The following is an 18,522-nucleotide window of genomic DNA, read 5'->3' as shown; positions in this document are numbered from 1 at the left end:
CCCCAGTCCGGAAGGCGGCGACATGACCGACCCCGTAGCCAAGCTTCCGAGCGAGCTGGACCAGCTCCCGGACCGCGACTCCGAGGAGACCGCCGAGTGGGCGGCCTCCCTCGACGCCGTCGCCCAGCACGCCGGCCCCCACCGCGCCGCGTATCTGATGCGCCGTACCCTCCAGCACGCCGAAGCCGCCGGGGTCCCCGTGCCCCGGCTGCTGGAGACGGACTACGTCAACACCATCCCGACCGCCGCCGAGCCCGCGCCCGACGGCGACGAGGCGATGGAAGCGCGGATCACCGCGTGGAACCGCTGGAACGCCGCCGCCATGGTGACGCGCGGCTCCCGGCTCGGCGTCGGCGGCCACATCGCCACCTTCGCCTCCGCGGCCTGGCTGTACGAGACCGGCTTCAACCACTTCTTCAAGGGCAAGGAGGCGGACGGCAGCGGCGACCAGCTCTACATACAGGGCCATGCCTCCCCCGGCATCTACGCCCGCGCCTTCCTCGACGGCCGCCTCACCGAGGCCGACCTCGACAACTTCCGCCAGGAGGCGGGCGGCGCCGGTCTGCCCTCGTATCCGCACCCGCGGCGGCTGCCCTGGCTGTGGGAGTTCCCCACCGTCTCCATGGGCCTCGGCCCGCTCTCCGCGATCTACCAGGCGCGTTTCAACCGCTACCTGCACAACCGCGGCATCAAGGACACCTCTCAGTCGCACGTCTGGGCCTTCCTGGGCGACGGCGAGATGGACGAGCCCGAGTCGACGGCGGCCCTCGCGCTGGCGGCCCGTGAGCAGCTCGACAATCTGACTTTCGTGATCAACTGCAATCTGCAGCGCCTCGACGGCCCGGTCCGCGCCAACTTCCGCGTGGTCCAGGAGCTGGAGGCCCAGTTCCGCGGCGCCGGCTGGAACGTCGTCAAGACCCTGTGGGGCTCCGCCTGGGACGAGCTGTTCCAGCTCGACACCACGGGCGCGCTGGTCCGCAGGCTGCGCGCGGTGCCGGACGCCCAGTTCCAGACGTACGCCACCCGTGACGTCGCGTACATCCGCGAGCACTTCTTCGGAGCCGAGCCCGCCCTCGCCGAGCTGGCGAAGCTGCTGACCGACGCGAAGATCGCCGAGTGTTTCTACTCCTCCCGCGGCGGCCACGAGGCCCGCAAGGTGTACGCGGCCTACCGCGCGGCGCTGGCCCACGAGGGCGCGCCGACCGTGGTCCTGGCGCAGACGGTGAAGGGCTACACCCTCGGCAAGGGCTTCGAGTCGAAGAACGCCAACCACCAGATGAAGAAGCTGTCGATCGACGAGTTCAAGGGCATGCGCGACCTGCTCGGGCTCCCGATCGCCGACAGCGCCTTCGAGAGCGGCGTGGTGCCCTACGGCCACCCCGGCGCCGACTCCCCCGAGGTCCGCTACCTCCAGGAGCGCCGGGCCGCCCTCGGCGGCCCCGCCCCGGCCCGCCGGGTGATCGCCGCCGCGCTGCCCGCGCCGGAGGAGCGCGCCTTCAAGGCCCTGGAGAAGGGCTCGGGCAAGCAGGAGATGGCCACCACCATGGCCTTCGTCCGTCTGGTGAAGGATCTGATGCGGGACAAGGAGACCGGCAGGCGCTGGGTCCCGATCGTCCCCGACGAGGCCCGTACCTTCGGTATGGAGTCCCTCTTCCCGTCCGCGGGCATCTACTCCCCGATGGGCCAGACGTACGAGCCGGTCGACCGCGACCAGCTGATGTACTACAAGGAGGCCAAGGACGGCCAGATCCTCAACGAGGGGATCACCGAGGCCGGCTCCATGGCGGACTTCATCGCCGCGTCCACGTCGTACGCGACGCACGGCGAGACGATGATCCCGTTCTACATCTTCTACTCGATGTTCGGCTGGCAGCGCACCGGCGACCAGATGTGGCAGCTCGCCGACCAGCTCGGCAAGGGCTTCATCGTCGGCGCGACCGCGGGCCGGACCACGCTCACCGGCGAGGGCCTCCAGCACGCGGACGGCCACTCGCACCTGATCGCGGCCACGAACCCGGCGTCGCTCAACTACGACCCGGCCTTCGCGTACGAGATCGCGGTGATCGTCAAGGACGGTCTGCGCCGGATGTACGGTCCGGACGCCGAGGACGTCTTCTACTACCTCACCGTCTACAACGAGCCCAAGCCCCAGCCCGCGATGCCCGAGGGCGTCGAGGAGGGCATCGTCAAGGGCCTGTACCGCTTCAAGGAGGGCGTGCCCGCCTCCCCCGAGGCCCCGAGGCTCCAGCTGCTGGCGTCGGGCACGGCGATCCACTGGGCCCTGGAGGCGCAGGACCTCCTCGCCGCCGAGTGGGGCGTCACGGCCGACGTCTGGTCCGCGACCTCCTGGGGCGAGCTGCGCCGGGACGCGCTGGAGTCGGACAAGGCGCTGCTCCGCGGCGAGCAGAGCGTTCCGTACGTCCGCAAGGCGCTGGAGGGCGCCCCGGGCCCGGTCCTCGCCGTCAGCGACTGGATGCGCCAGGTCCCGGACCAGATCAGCCAGTGGGTCGAGCAGGACTGGTCCTCGCTCGGCACGGACGGCTTCGGTCTGTCCGACACCCGGGAGGCGGCCCGCCGTCACTTCGGCGTCGACGCCCAGTCGGTCACCGTCGCGGCGCTGGCCCAGCTGGCGCGCCGGGGCGAGATCCCGGCCTCGGCGGTCAAGGAGGCCCGGGAGCGCTACGGCCTCTGAGCCGTATCCGCACAGCCGTATCCGTACACCGGACGACCACCCCGGTCCCCCGTCCACGCGACGGCGGACCGGGGTGGTCCCGTCTCCGGCCCGCGGTTGACCTTGACACCGTGTGAGGCCCTGCACTGGGACGCATCATGTTCACCATCGGAGACTTCGCCAGGCACGGCCGGGTATCGCCCCGGATGCTGCGGCACTACGACGCGCTGGGGCTGCTGCGCCCCGAGCGCACCGACCCGTTCACCGGCTACCGCTACTACGCGGGGGCCCAGCTCGCCCGGCTCAACCGGATCATCGCCCTGAAGGATCTCGGCTTCACCCTGGAGCAGGTGCGGCGGATCCTCCAGGACCGGGTGAGCACGGAGGAGCTGCGCGGGATGCTGGTGCTGCGGCGGGCCGAGCTGGAGGAGGCGGTGGCCGCCTCGGCGGCCCGGCTCGGCCAGGTCGAGGCGAGGCTCCGTTCGATCGAGAGCGAGGGCCGGATGGCCTCCGACGACGTCACGTTGAAGAGCGTTCCCGCGGTGCGGGTGGCCGAGCTGTCCGCCGTCGCCGACAGCTATGAGCCGGGGGACGTCAGCAGGGTGATCGGGCCGCTGTACGACACCCTGTTCGAGCGGCTGGAGGCGGCGGGGGTACGTCCCTCCGGGCCCGGCATCGCGTACTACGAGGCCGCGCCCCGGGGCGAGGGCGCGATCCTGGTCCATGCCGCCGTGACGGTCGGGTCCGCGCTGCGGCCCGGCCCCGGGGCGGGCTTCGAGGTGGTCGATCTGCCGGCGGTCGAGCGGGCGGCCACGATCGTGCACCGGGGGCCGATGGACGAGGTGCTGCCGACGGCCCAGACCCTGGCCCGCTGGATCGACGCGGGCGGGCACAAGGCGGTGGGGTACGGGCGTGAGGTGACGCTCGAATGCCCCGAGGACCGGTCCCTGTGGGTGACCGAGCTTCAGGAGCCGCTGGTCTGAGACGGCGCCGTCCCGGGGGCCGGGGCCCGGGGGCCCGGGGCCGGGTCCCCGGGCCGGTCATCATGGAGGCATGCGCGCTGCCCGGCTGATCAAGATGGTGCTCCTGCTCCAGTCCAGACCCTCCATGACCGGTGCGGAGCTGGCCCGTGAGCTGGAGGTCTCGGAGCGGACCGTCACCCGGGACGCGCTCGCCCTCTCCGAGGCCGGGGTGCCGGTCTACGCCGACCGGGGCCGGGCCGGCGGCTATCGGCTGATCGGCGGCTACCGCACCCGCCTCACCGGACTCGGCCGCAGCGAGGCCGAGGCGCTCTTCCTCTCCGGTCTGCCGGGCGCGCTGCGGGACATGGGTCTGGAGGACGCGGCGTCCGCCGCCCGGCTGAAGGTGACGGCGGCGCTGCTGCCCTCGATGAGCGACGCCTCCCACACCGCCGCCCAGCGCTTCCATCTGGACGCCCCCGGCTGGTACAAGGAGCCGGGTACGCCGCAGCTGCTGGCCCCGATCGCCGAGGCGGTCTGGGGCGACCGCCGGATCCGGGTCGTGTACCGCGATCGCCGGGGCTCGGAGGCGGCACGGGAGCTGGAGCCGTACGGTCTGATCCTCAAGGCGGGCGTCTGGTATCTGTGCGCCCGGGTGGAGGACGTCTTCCGGGTGTACCGGCTGGACCGGTTCGCGTCGGCCGAGCCGGACGGGACGTTCTTCGACCGCGACGAGGAGTTCGACCTGCCGGGGTTCTGGGCGGAGCGGGCGGCCCAGTTCGCCCGCTCCCTCCTCCGGGCCGAGGTGGTCGTACGGGTGACTCCCCGGGGCGCGCTCGCCCTGCCGCGCGCCGTGGACGGCGCGGCGGCCCGCGCGGCCCTGGCGGCGGCCGGTCCCGCGGACCCGGCGGGCCGGGTCACCCTGACCCTGCCGGTGGAGTCCCACGACGTGGCGTTCGAGCAGCTGTACGCGCTGGGGCCCGAGGCGGAGGTGCTGGAGCCGCCGGAGCTGCGGGAGCGGATCGCGGCGGCGGCGGAGCGGACGGCGGGGCTCTACCGGCGCGAGGGGTGACTCCGGGCGTCAGCGGTACTCCTCCACCGCGGGCGTCCCGCCGGCCTTCTCCGCGAGCAGATATCCCCATACGTCCGGCCGGCTGCCGTCCGCGTCCGTGACCCCGTACTCCCGGGCGAGCTGTCCGCTGTCGAGGGACTGCCCGTTCCAGCGCGCCCGCTCCGGGTCGGCGGCGAGCGCGGCGACGCCCCGCGCGAGATAGAGCGGCGTCTCGGACAGGGCCCAGTGGCGCTGTCTCTCGATGCCGTCGCGCCAGTCGTCCTCGGTGAGGCCGAAGTGGTCGAGCATCTCCTCGGAGCGGATGAACCCCGGGGAGACCGCCACGGCCGTGCCGCCGACCGCCTTCAGCTCCTCGCCGAAGAGATACGCCATCCGGATCGGGCCGTTCTTGGCGAGGTCGTAGTAGAAGTTCTCCCGGAAGTCCTTGTTCGTCCTCGCGGTCCCGTCGGTGACCTCGACGACGAGCCCGCCGGGCCGCCGTACCAGCAGGGGCAGGGCGACGGAGGCGGTGATGACATGGGTGCGGACGCCGAGGTCGAGCATCCGCAGTCCGCGCTCCAGATCGACGTCCCACATCCGGGTGTCGAAGTCGAGCAGCGCGTTCCCGCCCCAGACGTCGTTGACGAGGATGTCGAGCCGGCCGTGGTCGCGCTCGATCCGGGCGACCAGGTCGCGCACCTGGTCGGCCTGGAGATGGTCGGTGGGCACGGCGATCCCCCGGCCGCCCGCCGCGTCGACCAGTTCGGCCGTCTCCTCGATGGTCTCGGTCGGCCGGCCCATCTCGCTGACCCGTTCGCGGGTGGTGCGGCCGGTGGCGTAGACGGTCGCGCCCGCGGCTCCGAGCTGTACGGCGATGGCGCGCCCCGCGCCCCGGGTGGCCCCCGCGACGAGGGCCACCCGTCCTGCCAGTGGTGTGTTCGCTGTGGTCATGGGAACGACCGTCGCACGGATACCGGACATCCTCCGTCTGCCATTCGCGGGCGGCGCCGGGATGCCGGCATCCCGGTTTATCGACATATCGGTGTGAGCCTGTCTCCGCGGGGCGCCTGATGCGGTGTCCGCGTTCTGTGCCCGCGTTCTGCGTTCTGCGTTCTGTGTTCTGCGTTCCGTGTCCGCCTTCCGTGTCCGCCTTCTGTGTCCGCCTTCTGTGTCCGCCGGCGTGTCGGGGCCCGGTATTTCGGCGGCTCCGCGTGCGCGGGCACCCTCCAGCCACGATGCTGGACCCGTGATGGACGAGACGGAGTTCTGGCAGATCGTGGACAGCACCCGCGAGGCCGCCGAGGGCGACCCCGAGGAACACGCCGATCTGCTGGTCGAACGACTGATGCGGCTCGACCCGGACTCCGTGCTGGACTTCGCCCGCCACTTCGAGGCCCGCTACAACCGCGCGTACGCCTGGGACCTGTGGGGCGCGGCGGCGGTTCTGCTCGACGGGGCGAGCGACGACGTCTTCGACTACTTCCGCTGCTGGCTGATCGGCCAGGGCCGGGAGGTCTTCGAGGGCGCGCTGCACGACCCTGACGCGCTCGCCGAGCTGCTCGACGACTTCGACGAGGAGGTCGACGGGGACGGGGAGGAGCTGGGATACGCGGCGGACGAGGCGTACGAGCAGCTCACCGGGGTGGTCGCGCCGGATCTGGGCATCCCGCCGCAGGCCGCGGAGCCGCTGGGCGCCCCCTTCGACCTCGATGACGAGGCGGTGCTGGCGGAGCGCTTCCCCCGGCTGTGGGAGCGCTTCGGACCGGGCTGAGCCCTGCTCCGGGGTCGGGGCCGGGGTCGGGACCGGGGACGGCGGTCACGACCTAGGACAGCGCGCGGCCCATCATCACATCGTCGACATATCGTCCGGCGAGCCAGAACTCGCCCGGCAGCACCCCCTCGACCGCGAAGCCCTCGGACGCGTACAGGGCGCGCGCGGGCGCGTTGTGCCCGAGCACCCGCAGGGTGATCCGTACCGCGCCCTGGCGGCGCGCCTCGGCGCAGGCGGCCCGCAGCAGCGCCCGGCCGGTCCCGCGCCCGCGCGCTTCGGCGGCGACGGCGAGCCCCTGGATCTGGCGTACGTGCTGATTGCAGGCGAGCCGGCTCGGCGGGGTGATCCGGATGTAGCCGAGGACCGTGCCGTCGGCGTCCTCGGCGACGAGATGGTCCTCGGGCGCGTGCCGGTCGAAGAACGGCTCGGCGGCGGCCGGACGCGGGGTCACGGCGTGCAGTGTGGACCAGGTGTCGTGGTCGATCCGGGCGAGCGCGGCGGCGTCGGCGGCCCGGCCGTGGCGTATGTGTGACGCGTCCATGGGGCAACTGTGTCATGGGGTGCTCGGGGGGCAGGATGATTTCATGCGGATCGCGATCGCCGGCTCCTCCGGACTCATCGGTACGTCATTGGTGCGCTCACTGCGCTCGGACGGGCACGAGGTGGTGCGTCTGGTGCGCCGGTCGGCCCGCTCGGCGGACGAGGTGGAGTGGGATCCCCTCCGCCAGCGGGTGGACGCCGCGGGCCTGGCGGGCTGCGCGGCCGTGGTGAATCTCGCCGGGGCGGGCGTCGGGGACCATCGCTGGACCGAGGCGTATCGCCGGGAGATCCGGGACAGCCGGGTCCTCGGCACGGCCACGCTGGCGGAGGCGGTCACCACGCTGGACACCCCGCCGGAGGTGCTGCTGTGCGGCAGCGCGGTGGGCTATTACGGCGACACCGGGGACCGGGCGGTGGACGAGAGCGCGCCGCCCGGGGACGGGTTCCTGCCGGAGGTCTGCGTGGAGTGGGAGGAGGCGGCGGCCCCCGCCGAGGAGGCGGGCGTCCGGACCGTCTTCGCCCGCACGGGGCTGGTCGTGTCGCGGCGGGGCGGCGCGTGGGACCGGATGTTCCCGCTGTTCAAGGCCGGGCTCGGCGGCAGGCTCGGGGACGGCCGGCAGTACTGGAGCTTCATCTCGCTGCACGACGAGGTCGCGGCGCTGCGGCACATCCTCGACACCCCGGAGCTGGTCGGCCCGGTGAACTGCACGGCCCCCGCCCCCGCCACCAATCGCGAGATCACCTCGGCGATGGGCCGCGTGCTGCGCCGTCCGACGGTCCTCGCCGTCCCCGCGCCGGCCCTGCGACTGGTCCTCGGCGACATGGCCTCCGACGTCCTCGGCAGCCAGCGCGCGATCCCCGCGAAGCTGCTGGAGTCCGGCTTCTCCTTCGCCTTCCCCTCCATCGAGCAGTCGATCACCGCCGCTCTCGGGGAGCGCTGAGCCGGGCGGGGGCCCGGGGGCTCGGCCGGGCGGCCGCACGAGGCCGTGGGACGCCGCAGGACGCCGTGGGACGCCCGGGGAGGCCGCGGGCCGGGGCATGGGCGGGTGCGGGACGGGGAGATCGCGGGCCGGGGCCCGGGCCGGGCGTCGGGCCGTGGCACGGGGCGTGACGCGCCCCCCGCGCTACGGTGCCCCGCGCCGTGCGCGCCTCCAACGGCCCCGCTCCTCCCTACCCTCGGTTCCGAACTCAGGCTCTCGGGCGCCCGCTGGGACCACCCCCACCCCGCCCGCGCCGCGCCGACCTCCGGGAGGGCACGTGCTCATCAGCACCGCTCACAAAGCGGATCATGCGGACGTCATCATCGTCGGAGCCGGCGTCTCCGGCCTCGCCGCGGCCCACCGGCTGACCAGGGCGGGCCTCAGCGTCAGTGTTCTGGAGGCCGCTCCCCGCCCGGGCGGCAGAATGACGACCGAGGAGGCCGACGGCTTCCGGCTCGACCGGGGCGGGCAGTTGCTCAGCACCTCGTACAGCGAACTGCGCCGGGTGGCGGCGCTCGTGAACGTCGCGCTGCGGCCGTTCTCACCGGGTGTGCTGATCCACAGCGGCGGGCGGCTCCAGCGCGCCGGGGAGACCGTCCGGCGAGCCGGCGACCCGGGAAGCACAAGGGGCGCACTGACCGTCGCACGCGCCCTGGCAAGCGCCCCCCGCCCGCTGGACGAGGCCCGGCTCGGCGCGTCCCTGGCCCGCCTCGCGGGCACCTCCGTGGAGCGTCTGACGGCCCGGCCGGAGCGGACCGCGGCCGAGGCGCTGTCGATACGCGGGCTGCCGTCCCGCACGGTCCAGGGCGTGCTGCGCCCGCTGCTCTCCGCGCTGCTGAGCGATCCGGAGCTGCTGACGTCCAGCCGCTGCGCCGATCTGGCGCTGCGCGGCTTCGCCCGGGGCCGGCTGTGCGTCCCGGCGGGCGGCGCGGCCTCCCTGCCCGACCGGCTCGCGGCGGCGCTCCCGGCGGGGACCGTGCTGACAGGGGTACGGGTCCGCGACACCTCGATCAACCGGGTCCGCACCGAGGAGTACGGCGAGCTGTCCTGCCGGGCCCTCGTGCTCGCGACCGGGGCGCGGGAGGCGGCGGAGCTGCTGCCGGGGCTGCGGGTGCCGCGCTTCCACCCCGTCACCACGCTGCACCACCGCGCCCCCCGGACTCCGCCCACGGGCGCGGCCCTCGTGCTCGACGGCGACGGCGCCGGCCCGGTCTCGCACACCGCCGTCATGAGCGAGGTCGACCCGTCACGGGCCCCCCGGGGCGCCGCGCTCATCACCTCCACGGTGCTGGGCCCCCCGTCCCGGGAGCTGGAGCGGGAGGCGCGGGCGCAGCTGGGGCGGATGTACGGGGTGCCCACGGACGACTGGGAGCCGCTGGCGGTCCACCACGACCCCTGCGCGGTCCCCGCGATGGAGCCCCCGTACGACCTCCACCGCCCCGTGCGGGTCCTCTCCGGCCTCTACGTCTGCGGCGACCACCGAGGCACCAGCACCGTCCAAGGCGCCCTCCTCTCGGCCCGCCGCGCCGCCACCGCCATCCTCCAGGACTTCGCCCTCCGCCCCCACACCCTCCACCCCCTCCCCCGAGCCGCCTGACCCGCAGCCCCATCCCGTCGGCGATTGAGGCGAGCCCCGGACCCGAGCGCGAACCAATCCCCGCCGGCGGAGGCGAACCCGGACCCCAGCGCCATCCAAGCCCCGCCGGCGATTGAGGCGCGGGGTTCGGGGCGGAGCCCCGGTGGCGCGCTGCGTGTCTCGGTGCGGGCGGCCCGTGGTGCGGGTCCGTCCTCAATCGCCGGACGGGCTGGATTTTGCTCGCGTCGCCGTGAAGCGCGGGACAGGCTGGTTTCTTGCTCGTGTCATCATGAAGCGCGGGGCGGACTGGCTTTGCCCGCGCTGTCCTGAAACGCCGGGCGGGCCGAGATGTGCGCCAGCGCCGCCTTCAGGTTCCCCCGCGTCACCGACGCGGCAAGTCGGTCAATCTCAAGCCCCACCGGCGGAGGCGAGCCCCAGACCCGAGCGCGAACCAATCCCCGCCGGCGACTGAGGCGAACCCCGACCGCAGCGCGATTCAAGCCCCGCCGGCGATTGAGGCGCGGGGCCCGGGGCAGCGCCCCGGCAACACACCCGCAGCCGACCCGCGCCCGCACCCACCCCGCCCCACAGGTCCGTCCTCAAACGCCGGACGGGCTGAAATCACCCACTCAGCCCGCCGCCGCGCAAAGCGAAACCCCGGGGCCCGAGCCACAAACAAGCCCCGCCGGCGATTGAGGCGAACCCGGACCCGAGCGCGAACCAAGCCCCGTCGGCGATTGAGGCGCGGGGCCCGGGGCAGCGCCCCGGGGACGGCTACCCCAGGGCGGAGACCCTGTCCCGATACCCCCTCACCGCCGCCGCGTCCCGATAGGGCTCCAGCCTCCGCTCGAAGTCCCGCACATACTCCAGCGCCCTCGCCGACCTCATCTCCGCCGCCTGCAGCGCCGACTCCGCCCCCAGCGCGCACGCCTGGTCCAGCTCCCCCAGCCCGAGCCGGGCGGAGGCCAGCACCACCCGGCAGAAGAGCCGGCTGCGGGCCAGCGCGGAGGGCCGCAGCTGGAGGGAGCGTTCGGCGTGCTGCACGGCCTGGCGGTACTGCTGGAGGTCGCGGTAGCAGTGCCCGAACTCGTCGGACATCTGCGCCTCGTCGAAGAACCGCGCCCAGTGCGGCACCTCGTCCCCGGGCCTGGCCGCCCCCAGCGCACGCTCCGCGCGCACCAGGGAGGCCGTGCACGCCCGTGTGTCGCCGAGCACCCCGTGCCCGCGCGCCTCCACGGAGTGCAGCAGCGCCTGGACGACGGGCGGGGTCGCGGGGCCCACCCCCTGCTGGGCGACCCGGGTGAGCTGGACGGCCTCCCGTCCGTGGCCGAGGTAGACGGCCTGGCGGGCCATGGTGACGAGGACGTACGAACCGTACGCCCGGTCCCCGGCGGCCTGCGCGAGCCGCAGCGCCTGGACGAAGTAGCGCTGGGCGAGCCCGTGGGCGGCGATGTCGTACGAGGTCCAGCCGACGAGCCGGGTCAGATCGGCGACCGCGGCGAAGAGCCTGCGCCCGGTGGCCTCCCCGTAGGTGCCCCGCAGCATGGGTTCGGCCTCGTGCTCCAGATAGCGGACCAGGGCCTGGCGGGCGTGGCCGCCGCCGTAGGCGTGGTCGAGGGTGCGGAAGAGTTCGCCCACGGAGCGGAGCGCGGCGATGTCGCCGCCGGAGACCCGCTGTCCGGGCCCCCGGTCGGTCCCGCGCTCGGCGGCCCGCTGCCGGGGCACGCTCGCCGCGCCCTGGGCGGGAACCCGTCCCGGGGGCTGTTCGGCGGCCCGGCCGACCCGTTCGTCGGCCCGGCCGATCAGCCAGTCCCGGCTGGGCACCACCAGCCCGGCCGGGGTGAACGCGATCTTGCGCAGCTCCGCGTGGCTGCCGGAGTCCTTGCGCCAGAGGCCGCTGACGATGTCGACGGCCTCCTCGGGCGTGGCGGCGAACTCCAGGCCCGCGTAGACGGGCGCGCAGGCGTCCAGACCGAGGTCCTGGGCGGAGAGCCGCCGCCCCAGCCGCCGGGTGAAGACCTCGGCGATCAGCGCGGGCGTGGTCCCGCGCGGCTGCTGGCCGCGGAGCCAGCGGGTCACGGACGTCTTGTCGTAGCGCAGGTCGAGACCGTGTTCCAGTCCGAGCTGATCGACTCGGCGGGCGAGGCCCGCGTTGGAGAATCCGGCTTCCTGGATGAGTGCGGCGAGCTGCCGATTGGGGATGCGCTGCGAGGGTCGTTCCGTCATCAGCTGTGCGGTCTCCTGCCTTCCGGGCCAGTCGCAGCCCTCATGGAACGGCGTGAATTTAGCGGCCTTTGCCCTGCGTACGGCCGGGTCGGCCGTACATTCATCCGATCGTGTGAGCATCCGGGCCGGTACTGACGGCGGCGGGCCCGTCGCCCCCGGCCCCTCCCGGGCCGCTCCCCGGCGCCCTCCCCCGCCCCCTCCCTCCGCCGTCGCGCCCGCGCGCACCGCCGTACAGTGGCTGGGCGCGACAGTGCACGGTGAAGGTTCTTAGGGAGGCAGTGCCGTGAGTGAGCTGCGGTTCGTCCGGCTGGGCTTCGGTGCGGAAGCGGTCGAGTACCAGGAGGCGTGGGAGAAGCAGCGCGAGGTCCACGCGGCCCGGTTCGCGGACGAGATCCCGGACACCTGCCTGCTGCTGGAGCACCCCCCGGTCTACACGGCCGGACGGCGTACGCAGGAGAGCGAGCGCCCCCTCGACGGCACCCCCGTGATCGACGTGGACCGCGGCGGCAAGATCACCTGGCACGGTCCGGGGCAGCTGGTGGGCTATCCGATCCTGAAGCTGCCGCGACCGGTGGACGTCGTGGCGCACGTCCGCAGGCTGGAGGACGCCCTGATCCGCGCCTGCGCGGAGTTCGGGCTGGAGACCAGCCGGATCGAGGGCCGCAGCGGGGTGTGGGTGCTGGGCGACCCGGTCGAGGAGCGCCGGTCCGCCGGCGGGCTCTCGCTGGACTTCGACCCCCGGCTCCAGGACGAGGAGTTCGACCCGCGGCTGAACGGGCCGGAGTACGCCCCCTCCAACGCGGGCCAGCGCCGGGAGGACCGCAAGCTCGCCGCGATCGGCATCCGGATCGCCAAGGGCGTCTCGATGCACGGTTTCTCCCTCAATGTGAACCCGGACAACACCTGGTTCGACCGGATCGTGCCGTGCGGGATCCGGGACGCGGGCGTGGCCTCGCTGGCGAACGAGCTGGGCCGTGAGATCACCGTCACAGAGGTGCTGCCGGTGGTGGAGCGACAGCTGCGGGCGGTGCTGGAGGGCGCCGATCCCCGCCCGCGGAGCGTTGAGGCCGCCGTGTAGCCGGTGTGCGGAGGGCCGGGCGGGGAATGCGCCCCGGCGAGGTGAGGTTGGCCGGACGTAGGGCCGAACAATTGACGGGCGTACCCTGGTGTGCGCCGCAGAATCGAATGCCGCGATAGCAGAAAGGGGCGCCGACGTGTCCGCTGTCGCACCCGACGGACGCAAGATGCTGCGCCTGGAGGTCCGGAACGCCCAGACCCCCATCGAGCGCAAGCCCGAGTGGATCAAGACCCGGGCGAAGATGGGCCCCGAGTACACCAAGATGCAGGCGCTCGTGAAGAGCGAGGGACTGCACACGGTGTGCCAGGAGGCGGGCTGTCCGAACATCTACGAATGCTGGGAGGACCGCGAGGCGACCTTCCTCATCGGCGGTGACCAGTGCACCAGGCGCTGTGACTTCTGTCTGATCGACACGGGCAAACCGCAGGCGCTGGACCTGGACGAGCCCCGCCGGGTCGGCGAGTCGGTCGTCACCATGGATCTGAACTACGCCACCATCACCGGCGTCGCCCGCGACGACCTGGAGGACGGCGGAGCGTGGCTGTACGCGGAGACCGTGCGGCAGATCCACGGGATGACGGCGGAGCGCGAGGGCGGCCACACCAAGGTCGAGCTGCTGATACCGGACTTCAACGCGATGCCCGCGGCGCTGGCCGAGGTCTTCTCGTCCCGGCCCGAGGTGCTCGCGCACAATGTCGAGACCGTGCCCCGGATCTTCAAGCGGATCCGCCCCGGCTTCCGCTACGACCGCTCCCTGGAGGTGATCACCCGCGCCCGCGAGGCGGGGCTGGTCACCAAGTCCAATCTGATCCTGGGGATGGGCGAGGAGCGCGCGGAGATCACCGACGCGCTGAAGCAGCTGCACGACGCGGGTTGCGAGCTGATCACGATCACCCAGTACCTGCGCCCGTCGGCCCGGCATCTGCCGGTGGACCGCTGGGTGAAGCCGCAGGAGTTCGTGGAGCTGAAGGACGAGGCCGACCAGATCGGCTTCTCGGGCGTGATGTCGGGCCCGCTGGTCCGTTCCTCGTACCGTGCCGGGCGTCTCTTCGGTCAGGCGATGGAGCGGCGCGGCCAGACGGCCGCCGCTGTGTGAATTGAGGCACAAGCGGCTACCGGCAGGTAGCCGCGGGCCGGGCCGCGGCCCGTACTCCCCCCGCAGGTCGGGGCGGCGTACGGGCCGCGTCAGGTTTTCCGGGCCCCGTGTCAGGGTTTCATCGGCGTTTGACCGGCCGGTCACCCCCTGGTAACACCATCGGGTAACCCTGATGTCAGGGTTTCAGGTACCAAAGGGGGGCATCAGCCATGCGGACCGCGCCAACCGCCGTCCCGTCCGTCACCGGGGCTCTGCGCGTCATGGAGTCACTGCTCCTCGGCGGCGGGCAGCGCACCGCCCGGCGCAACGCGTGGACGGCGGTCCTGGAGGACCGCCGCCGGGCCAGGGACCGGGTCGAGACACAGCATGTACTGGAGGCCGTGGCCGACCGCACGCCACAGGCCACGTAAACTTCCCGTCATGGCGAGGAAGGCAAAATCTGACAGCGCTGACGCCGCTGCGAACCCGGGGCGACTGAAGCAGATCGCTCTGACCTACAAGATGACCCGAAAGGCCGACCCGAAGGTCGGTCTGATCATCGCGGCTGTGGGAATCGTCACCTTCGGTGTCTTCCTCGCGATCGGCTTCTGGGTCGGCCACCCCATCTATCTGGGCATTCTGGGCTTCCTCCTGGCGTTCCTCGGGATGGCGATCATCTTCGGCCGCCGCGCCGAACGGGCGGCTTTCGGCCAGATGGAGGGCCAGCCCGGCGCGGCCGCCGCCGTGCTGCAGAACGTGGGGCGCGGCTGGTCCACGACCCCGGCGGTGGCGATGAACCGCAACCAGGACGTGGTGCACCGGGCCGTCGGCAGGGCGGGCATCGTCCTCGTGGCCGAGGGCAATCCGAACCGGCTGAAGACGCTGCTCGCCGCCGAGAAGAAGAAGATGGCGCGCATCGTGATCGATGTGCCGGTGCACGACATCATCGTGGGCACCGACGAGGGCCAGGTGCCGCTGAAGAAGGTCCGTACGACCATGCTGAAGCTGCCCCGGGTGCTGAACGGCGCCCAGGTCGCGGCGGCGAACGACCGACTGCGCGCGCTCGGCGATCTGATGAGCAACATGCCGATGCCGAAGGGGCCCATGCCCAAGGGCATGCGGATGCCGCGCGGCGGCCCGAAGATGCGCTGACGCCCGCCCGGCGTACGACGGAGGGGCTCCCGGATTCCGGGAGCCCCTCCGTCGTACCCGCGCCGCCTCCGGGCCCGTCAGGCGGGAATCCGGCTGAACGTCCTCTTCGTCTTCACCCCGGGCGTCGGCCGCTGCGACTGTCCGCGGCCGCTCGGCCGGGTGGTGCGCGGCGAGGCCGGCCGGAAGGAGATCGCCGAGTCGGCGGGGCGCTCCTGCAATCACTGTGTCGACAGTCCGGTGCGCCGCGCGGGCGGACTCGCCCGAACAGCGCCCTCGGCCCCGCGCCGGGGCCCGGCCGTAACGGCCCCAGGCCCGACGTACCGAGGCTGCTAGAGACGCACCTGTACGGCGCGGGAGAGGCGGTCGTGCAGTCCGCGGCCGTCGCGGTCCCAGATGAGCGCCGGGATCGCCAGGCAGAGGAGCGCGCTGCGGACCACGACCCGCACCAGGCCCAGCCGGCCGCCGTCGACCGAGACGACGCTCAGGCCGAGAAGCCGCTTGCCGGGGGTGAAGCCGACAGTGCCGACGGTGAGCACGTTCATGACGAGGAGGACGCCGACCGCCCAGTTCCCCGCGGCCTGGCGGTCACCGTCGGCGAAGAGCCCGTATGCGATCAGGAAGCAGAGCCCCCAGTCGATGAAGACGGCGCCGAAGCGCCGTCCGAGGGGGGCCATGGAGCCCGGGCCCTCCTCCGGCAGGCCGAGCCGCTTGCCCCGGTGCCCGAAGTCGGCGCCCATATCCTCGGCCGCCGCGCGGGGACCCGAGAGCCACGATCCGATTGCTTGCCTGTTGTCCACCCGTCCACGGTACTGCGCCCGGTTTCCCCTCCTTCCGCCCGGTCCCGGTTCCGGGGCCCCGGAACCGGGGCTCCGGGGCCCGCCGGCCGCCCCCCGGTTAACTTGGGCGAAACAAATGGGTCATGCTGGAGAAATCCCGTCTGCCTAAGGTCGGGTCCTGCGCGTGCCACCGCACTGGCCGCACGACCGAGCTGCAACCCCGCCCCGCCCGGGACGGGAGTAGGAGGAGTTGGATGTTCCAGAACGCCGACGACGTGAAGAAGTACATCGCCGACGAGGACGTCAAGTTCATCGACGTCCGATTCTGCGACCTGCCCGGGGTGATGCAGCACTTCACGATCCCGGCCGCGGCGTTCGACCCGACGGAGGAGCTGGCCTTCGACGGATCCTCCATCCGCGGCTTCCAGGCGATCCACGAGTCCGACATGGCGCTCCGCGCCGACCTGTCGACGGCGCGTGTCGATCCCTTCCGCCGGGACAAGACGGTCAACATCAACTTCTTCATCCACGACCCGATCACGGGCGAGCAGTACAGCCGTGACCCGCGCAACATCGCCAAGAAGGCCGAGACGTACCTCGCCTCCACCGGCATCGCGGACACCGCGTACTTCGGCCCCGAGGCCGAGTTCTACGTCTTCGACTCGGTGCGCTTCAACACCTCCGCGAACGAGGGCTTCTACCACATCGACTCCGAGGCCGGCGCCTGGAACACCGGTGCGGTCGAGGACAACCGCGGCTACAAGGTCCGCTACAAGGGCGGCTACTTCCCCGCCCCGCCGGTGGACCACTTCGCCGACCTGCGCGCGGAGATCTCCCTGGAGCTGGACCGCCAGGGCCTCCAGGTCGAGCGCCAGCACCACGAGGTGGGCACGGCCGGCCAGGCGGAGATCAACTACAAGTTCAACACCCTCCTCGCCGCCGCCGACGACCTGATGCTCTTCAAGTACATCGTGAAGAACGTCGCCTGGCGCAACGGCAAGACGGCCACCTTCATGCCGAAGCCGATCTTCGGCGACAACGGCTCGGGCATGCACGTCCACCAGTCGCTGTGGCAGGGCGGCGTGCCGCTCTTCTACGACGAGCAGGGTTACGCGGGCCTCTCGGACACGGCGCGCTACTACATCGGCGGCATCCTCAAGCACGCCCCCTCGCTGCTGGCCTTCACCAACCCGACGGTGAACTCCTACCACCGCCTGGTGCCCGGCTTCGAGGCCCCGGTCAACATGGTGTACTCCCAGCGCAACCGCTCCGCCGCGATGCGGATCCCGATCACGGGCTCCAACCCGAAGGCCAAGCGCGTCGAGTTCCGCGCCCCGGACCCGTCCTCCAACCCGTACCTGGCCTTCTCCGCGCTGCTCCTCGCGGGCCTCGACGGCGTCAAGAACAAGATCGAGCCTGCCGAGCCGATCGACAAGGACCTCTACGAGCTGGCTCCCGAGGAGCACGCGAACGTCCCCCAGGTCCCGACCTCCCTCCCGGCGGTGCTCGACGCCCTGGAGGCGGACAACGAGTACCTCCAGGCCGGCGGCGTCTTCACCTCCGACCTGATCGAGACCTGGATCGACTACAAGCGCACCAACGAGATCGCGCCGATCCAGCTGCGTCCGCACCCGCACGAGTTCGAGCTGTACTTCGACATCTAAGAGGCAGGGTCGGTGCGACCCGGGCCAGGGTTTGGGAACAGGCCTTGTGCACCGGAGACGCACCGCCCGGCACGCACTCTGGCTGAGCGCCACAAGAGCCGACGAGGGCCGCTACCCCATGGTGGGGCAGCGGCCCTCGTCGGCTCTTCCCGGCTCTGCGCGACGGCGGTCTTCCCGGTCTCACGGCGGGAGCGCACGGCGCGATCTTGGTCGTCGATACTGGCGTGGCGTGATCGATGTGACGATTCGACTCCAGCGGGTGGGCACGTTGTGGAGACATTCGTTCTTCGCGTCGTGTGGCCGTCGGCCGGTGGCGGGTGGATCGGACCGTGCGCCGGGCGGATGGCCGTACAGCTGGCCTGATCAGTAAAAGGGGAGTGAGATGGCATCTTCAGTGCCGGAGCTTTACGGGCGGATCGCGGAGCGTTTTGGGGAGTTGATCCTTCATTGCCCGCCGGGCAGATGGGAGGATCCGTCCCCGTGTCCGGGATGGACGGCTCGGGACGTTGTGGCCCACGTGGTCGCGAATCACAGGCGGGCCGTCGCCGGGCTGGACGGATCGTCCTATTCCGCGCCCGGTCGGGGCGAGGACCTGGCTCGGGCCTGGGACGCGGCTTCCGGGGAGATCAAGGCCGCGCTGGGTGACCCGGTGAAGGCCCGCGCCCTTCTGGGAGAGGAATTCGGTTCCCTTCCGTTCGAGGAGTTCGTGAGGCGGATGGCGTGCGCCGATACCTTGATCCACGGATGGGACCTGGCGCGGGCGACCGGTCAGGACGAGGTATTGGATTCCGAGGCGGTGGCTGTGGCGACTGAGATTCTGCTGCCGGAAGACGGGGACATCCGGATGCCGAGGGCGTTCGGCGCCAAGGTTTCTTCGGCCGCCGATGCGGACGCCCAGACCAGGCTGCTCAATTTCCTGGGCCGCGAGGTGTAGCGGGGGGCTGTTCTCCTGCTTCTCATGCGCGGACGACGGCCGCTTCCGCCTCCTGGGGCCCGCCCACGC

Annotated in this window: 16 protein-coding genes; 12 read left to right on the top strand and 4 right to left on the bottom strand. The window is 72.4% G+C overall.

Annotated elements, in window-relative coordinates; translation table 11 throughout:
- Positions 1 to 22 precede the first annotated feature (22 nt).
- The 3 genes from aceE (at position 23) to ACF089_RS14395 (ending at position 4,702) form a co-directional block, all read left to right on the top strand.
- On the top strand, positions 23 to 2,692 hold the full coding sequence (gene aceE / locus ACF089_RS14405) for a pyruvate dehydrogenase (acetyl-transferring), homodimeric type (RefSeq protein ID WP_392025973.1): 2,670 nt from the start codon (positions 23 to 25) through the stop codon (positions 2,690 to 2,692).
- Between the two features lie 137 nt (positions 2,693 to 2,829).
- A complete protein-coding gene (locus ACF089_RS14400; protein ID WP_392025972.1) occupies positions 2,830 to 3,654 on the top strand; it encodes a MerR family transcriptional regulator in 825 nt (274 codons plus the stop codon).
- A 70-nt stretch (positions 3,655 to 3,724) separates the two neighbouring features.
- Positions 3,725 to 4,702: a helix-turn-helix transcriptional regulator gene (locus tag ACF089_RS14395; RefSeq protein ID WP_392025970.1), complete on the top strand. Its 978-nt coding sequence runs from the start codon at positions 3,725 to 3,727 to the stop codon at positions 4,700 to 4,702.
- 9 nt (positions 4,703 to 4,711) lie between these two features.
- Here ACF089_RS14395 and ACF089_RS14390 read toward each other — a convergent pair whose 3' ends face one another.
- Positions 4,712 to 5,632 carry an SDR family oxidoreductase gene (locus tag ACF089_RS14390; RefSeq protein WP_392025968.1) on the bottom strand — a complete coding sequence of 307 codons (921 nt, stop codon included), beginning with the start codon at positions 5,630 to 5,632 and terminating at the stop codon, positions 4,712 to 4,714.
- A gap of 298 nt (positions 5,633 to 5,930) precedes the next feature.
- On the opposite strand from ACF089_RS14390, the gene ACF089_RS14385 reads away from it, so the two are divergent.
- On the top strand, positions 5,931 to 6,452 hold the full coding sequence (locus tag ACF089_RS14385; RefSeq protein WP_392026447.1) for a DUF4240 domain-containing protein: 522 nt from the start codon (positions 5,931 to 5,933) through the stop codon (positions 6,450 to 6,452).
- 52 nt (positions 6,453 to 6,504) lie between these two features.
- On the opposite strand, the gene ACF089_RS14380 is transcribed toward ACF089_RS14385, so the two are convergent.
- Positions 6,505 to 6,993: a GNAT family N-acetyltransferase gene (locus ACF089_RS14380; protein ID WP_392025967.1), complete on the bottom strand. Its 489-nt coding sequence runs from the start codon at positions 6,991 to 6,993 to the stop codon at positions 6,505 to 6,507.
- A gap of 43 nt (positions 6,994 to 7,036) precedes the next feature.
- Between ACF089_RS14380 and ACF089_RS14375 the strand changes: the two genes are divergently transcribed.
- Positions 7,037 to 7,933: a TIGR01777 family oxidoreductase gene (locus tag ACF089_RS14375; protein ID WP_392025965.1), complete on the top strand. Its 897-nt coding sequence runs from the start codon at positions 7,037 to 7,039 to the stop codon at positions 7,931 to 7,933.
- A 316-nt stretch (positions 7,934 to 8,249) separates the two neighbouring features.
- Positions 8,250 to 9,569 carry an NAD(P)/FAD-dependent oxidoreductase gene (locus tag ACF089_RS14370; RefSeq protein WP_392025964.1) on the top strand — a complete coding sequence of 440 codons (1,320 nt, stop codon included), beginning with the start codon at positions 8,250 to 8,252 and terminating at the stop codon, positions 9,567 to 9,569.
- Positions 9,570 to 10,322: 753 nt separating this feature from the next.
- Here the strand turns inward: ACF089_RS14370 and ACF089_RS14365 are convergent.
- Positions 10,323 to 11,774, bottom strand: coding sequence for a regulator (locus ACF089_RS14365; RefSeq protein ID WP_392025962.1), 1,452 nt, complete (start codon positions 11,772 to 11,774; stop codon positions 10,323 to 10,325).
- A gap of 283 nt (positions 11,775 to 12,057) precedes the next feature.
- Here ACF089_RS14365 and lipB point away from each other — a divergent pair, with 283 nt between their 5' ends.
- The 4 genes from lipB to ACF089_RS14345 all read left to right on the top strand — a co-directional run bounded on the left by lipB (position 12,058) and on the right by ACF089_RS14345 (position 15,079).
- Entirely contained in the window at positions 12,058 to 12,852 is a 795-nt protein-coding gene (lipB, locus tag ACF089_RS14360; protein WP_392025960.1) for a lipoyl(octanoyl) transferase LipB, read from the top strand.
- A 136-nt stretch (positions 12,853 to 12,988) separates the two neighbouring features.
- Complete coding sequence (gene lipA / locus ACF089_RS14355; RefSeq protein ID WP_392025959.1) at positions 12,989 to 13,948, top strand: lipoyl synthase; 960 nt, start codon at positions 12,989 to 12,991, stop codon at positions 13,946 to 13,948.
- Positions 13,949 to 14,157: 209 nt separating this feature from the next.
- Entirely contained in the window at positions 14,158 to 14,358 is a 201-nt protein-coding gene (locus ACF089_RS14350) for a hypothetical protein (RefSeq protein ID WP_392025958.1), read from the top strand.
- A 10-nt stretch (positions 14,359 to 14,368) separates the two neighbouring features.
- The gene (locus ACF089_RS14345) at positions 14,369 to 15,079 is read left to right on the top strand and encodes a DUF4191 domain-containing protein (protein ID WP_392025956.1); all 711 of its coding nucleotides are present in this window, start codon (positions 14,369 to 14,371) and stop codon (positions 15,077 to 15,079) included.
- A 329-nt stretch (positions 15,080 to 15,408) separates the two neighbouring features.
- Here the strand turns inward: ACF089_RS14345 and ACF089_RS14340 are convergent, their stop codons facing one another.
- Positions 15,409 to 15,876 carry an RDD family protein gene (locus ACF089_RS14340; RefSeq protein WP_392025954.1) on the bottom strand — a complete coding sequence of 156 codons (468 nt, stop codon included), beginning with the start codon at positions 15,874 to 15,876 and terminating at the stop codon, positions 15,409 to 15,411.
- Between the two features lie 233 nt (positions 15,877 to 16,109).
- On the opposite strand from ACF089_RS14340, the gene glnA reads away from it, so the two are divergent.
- Together glnA and ACF089_RS14330 are read left to right on the top strand one after the other, a co-directional pair.
- Positions 16,110 to 17,519, top strand: coding sequence for a type I glutamate--ammonia ligase (gene glnA / locus ACF089_RS14335; protein ID WP_392025952.1), 1,410 nt, complete (start codon positions 16,110 to 16,112; stop codon positions 17,517 to 17,519).
- Positions 17,520 to 17,901: 382 nt separating this feature from the next.
- Positions 17,902 to 18,453 carry a TIGR03086 family metal-binding protein gene (locus ACF089_RS14330; RefSeq protein ID WP_392025950.1) on the top strand — a complete coding sequence of 184 codons (552 nt, stop codon included), beginning with the start codon at positions 17,902 to 17,904 and terminating at the stop codon, positions 18,451 to 18,453.
- Positions 18,454 to 18,522 lie beyond the last annotated feature (69 nt).

The organism is Streptomyces sp. NPDC014894, assembly GCF_043080985.1.
Taxonomy (GTDB): Bacteria; Actinomycetota; Actinomycetes; order Streptomycetales; family Streptomycetaceae; genus Streptomyces.
This window is presented reverse-complemented; position numbering and strand designations above follow the sequence as displayed.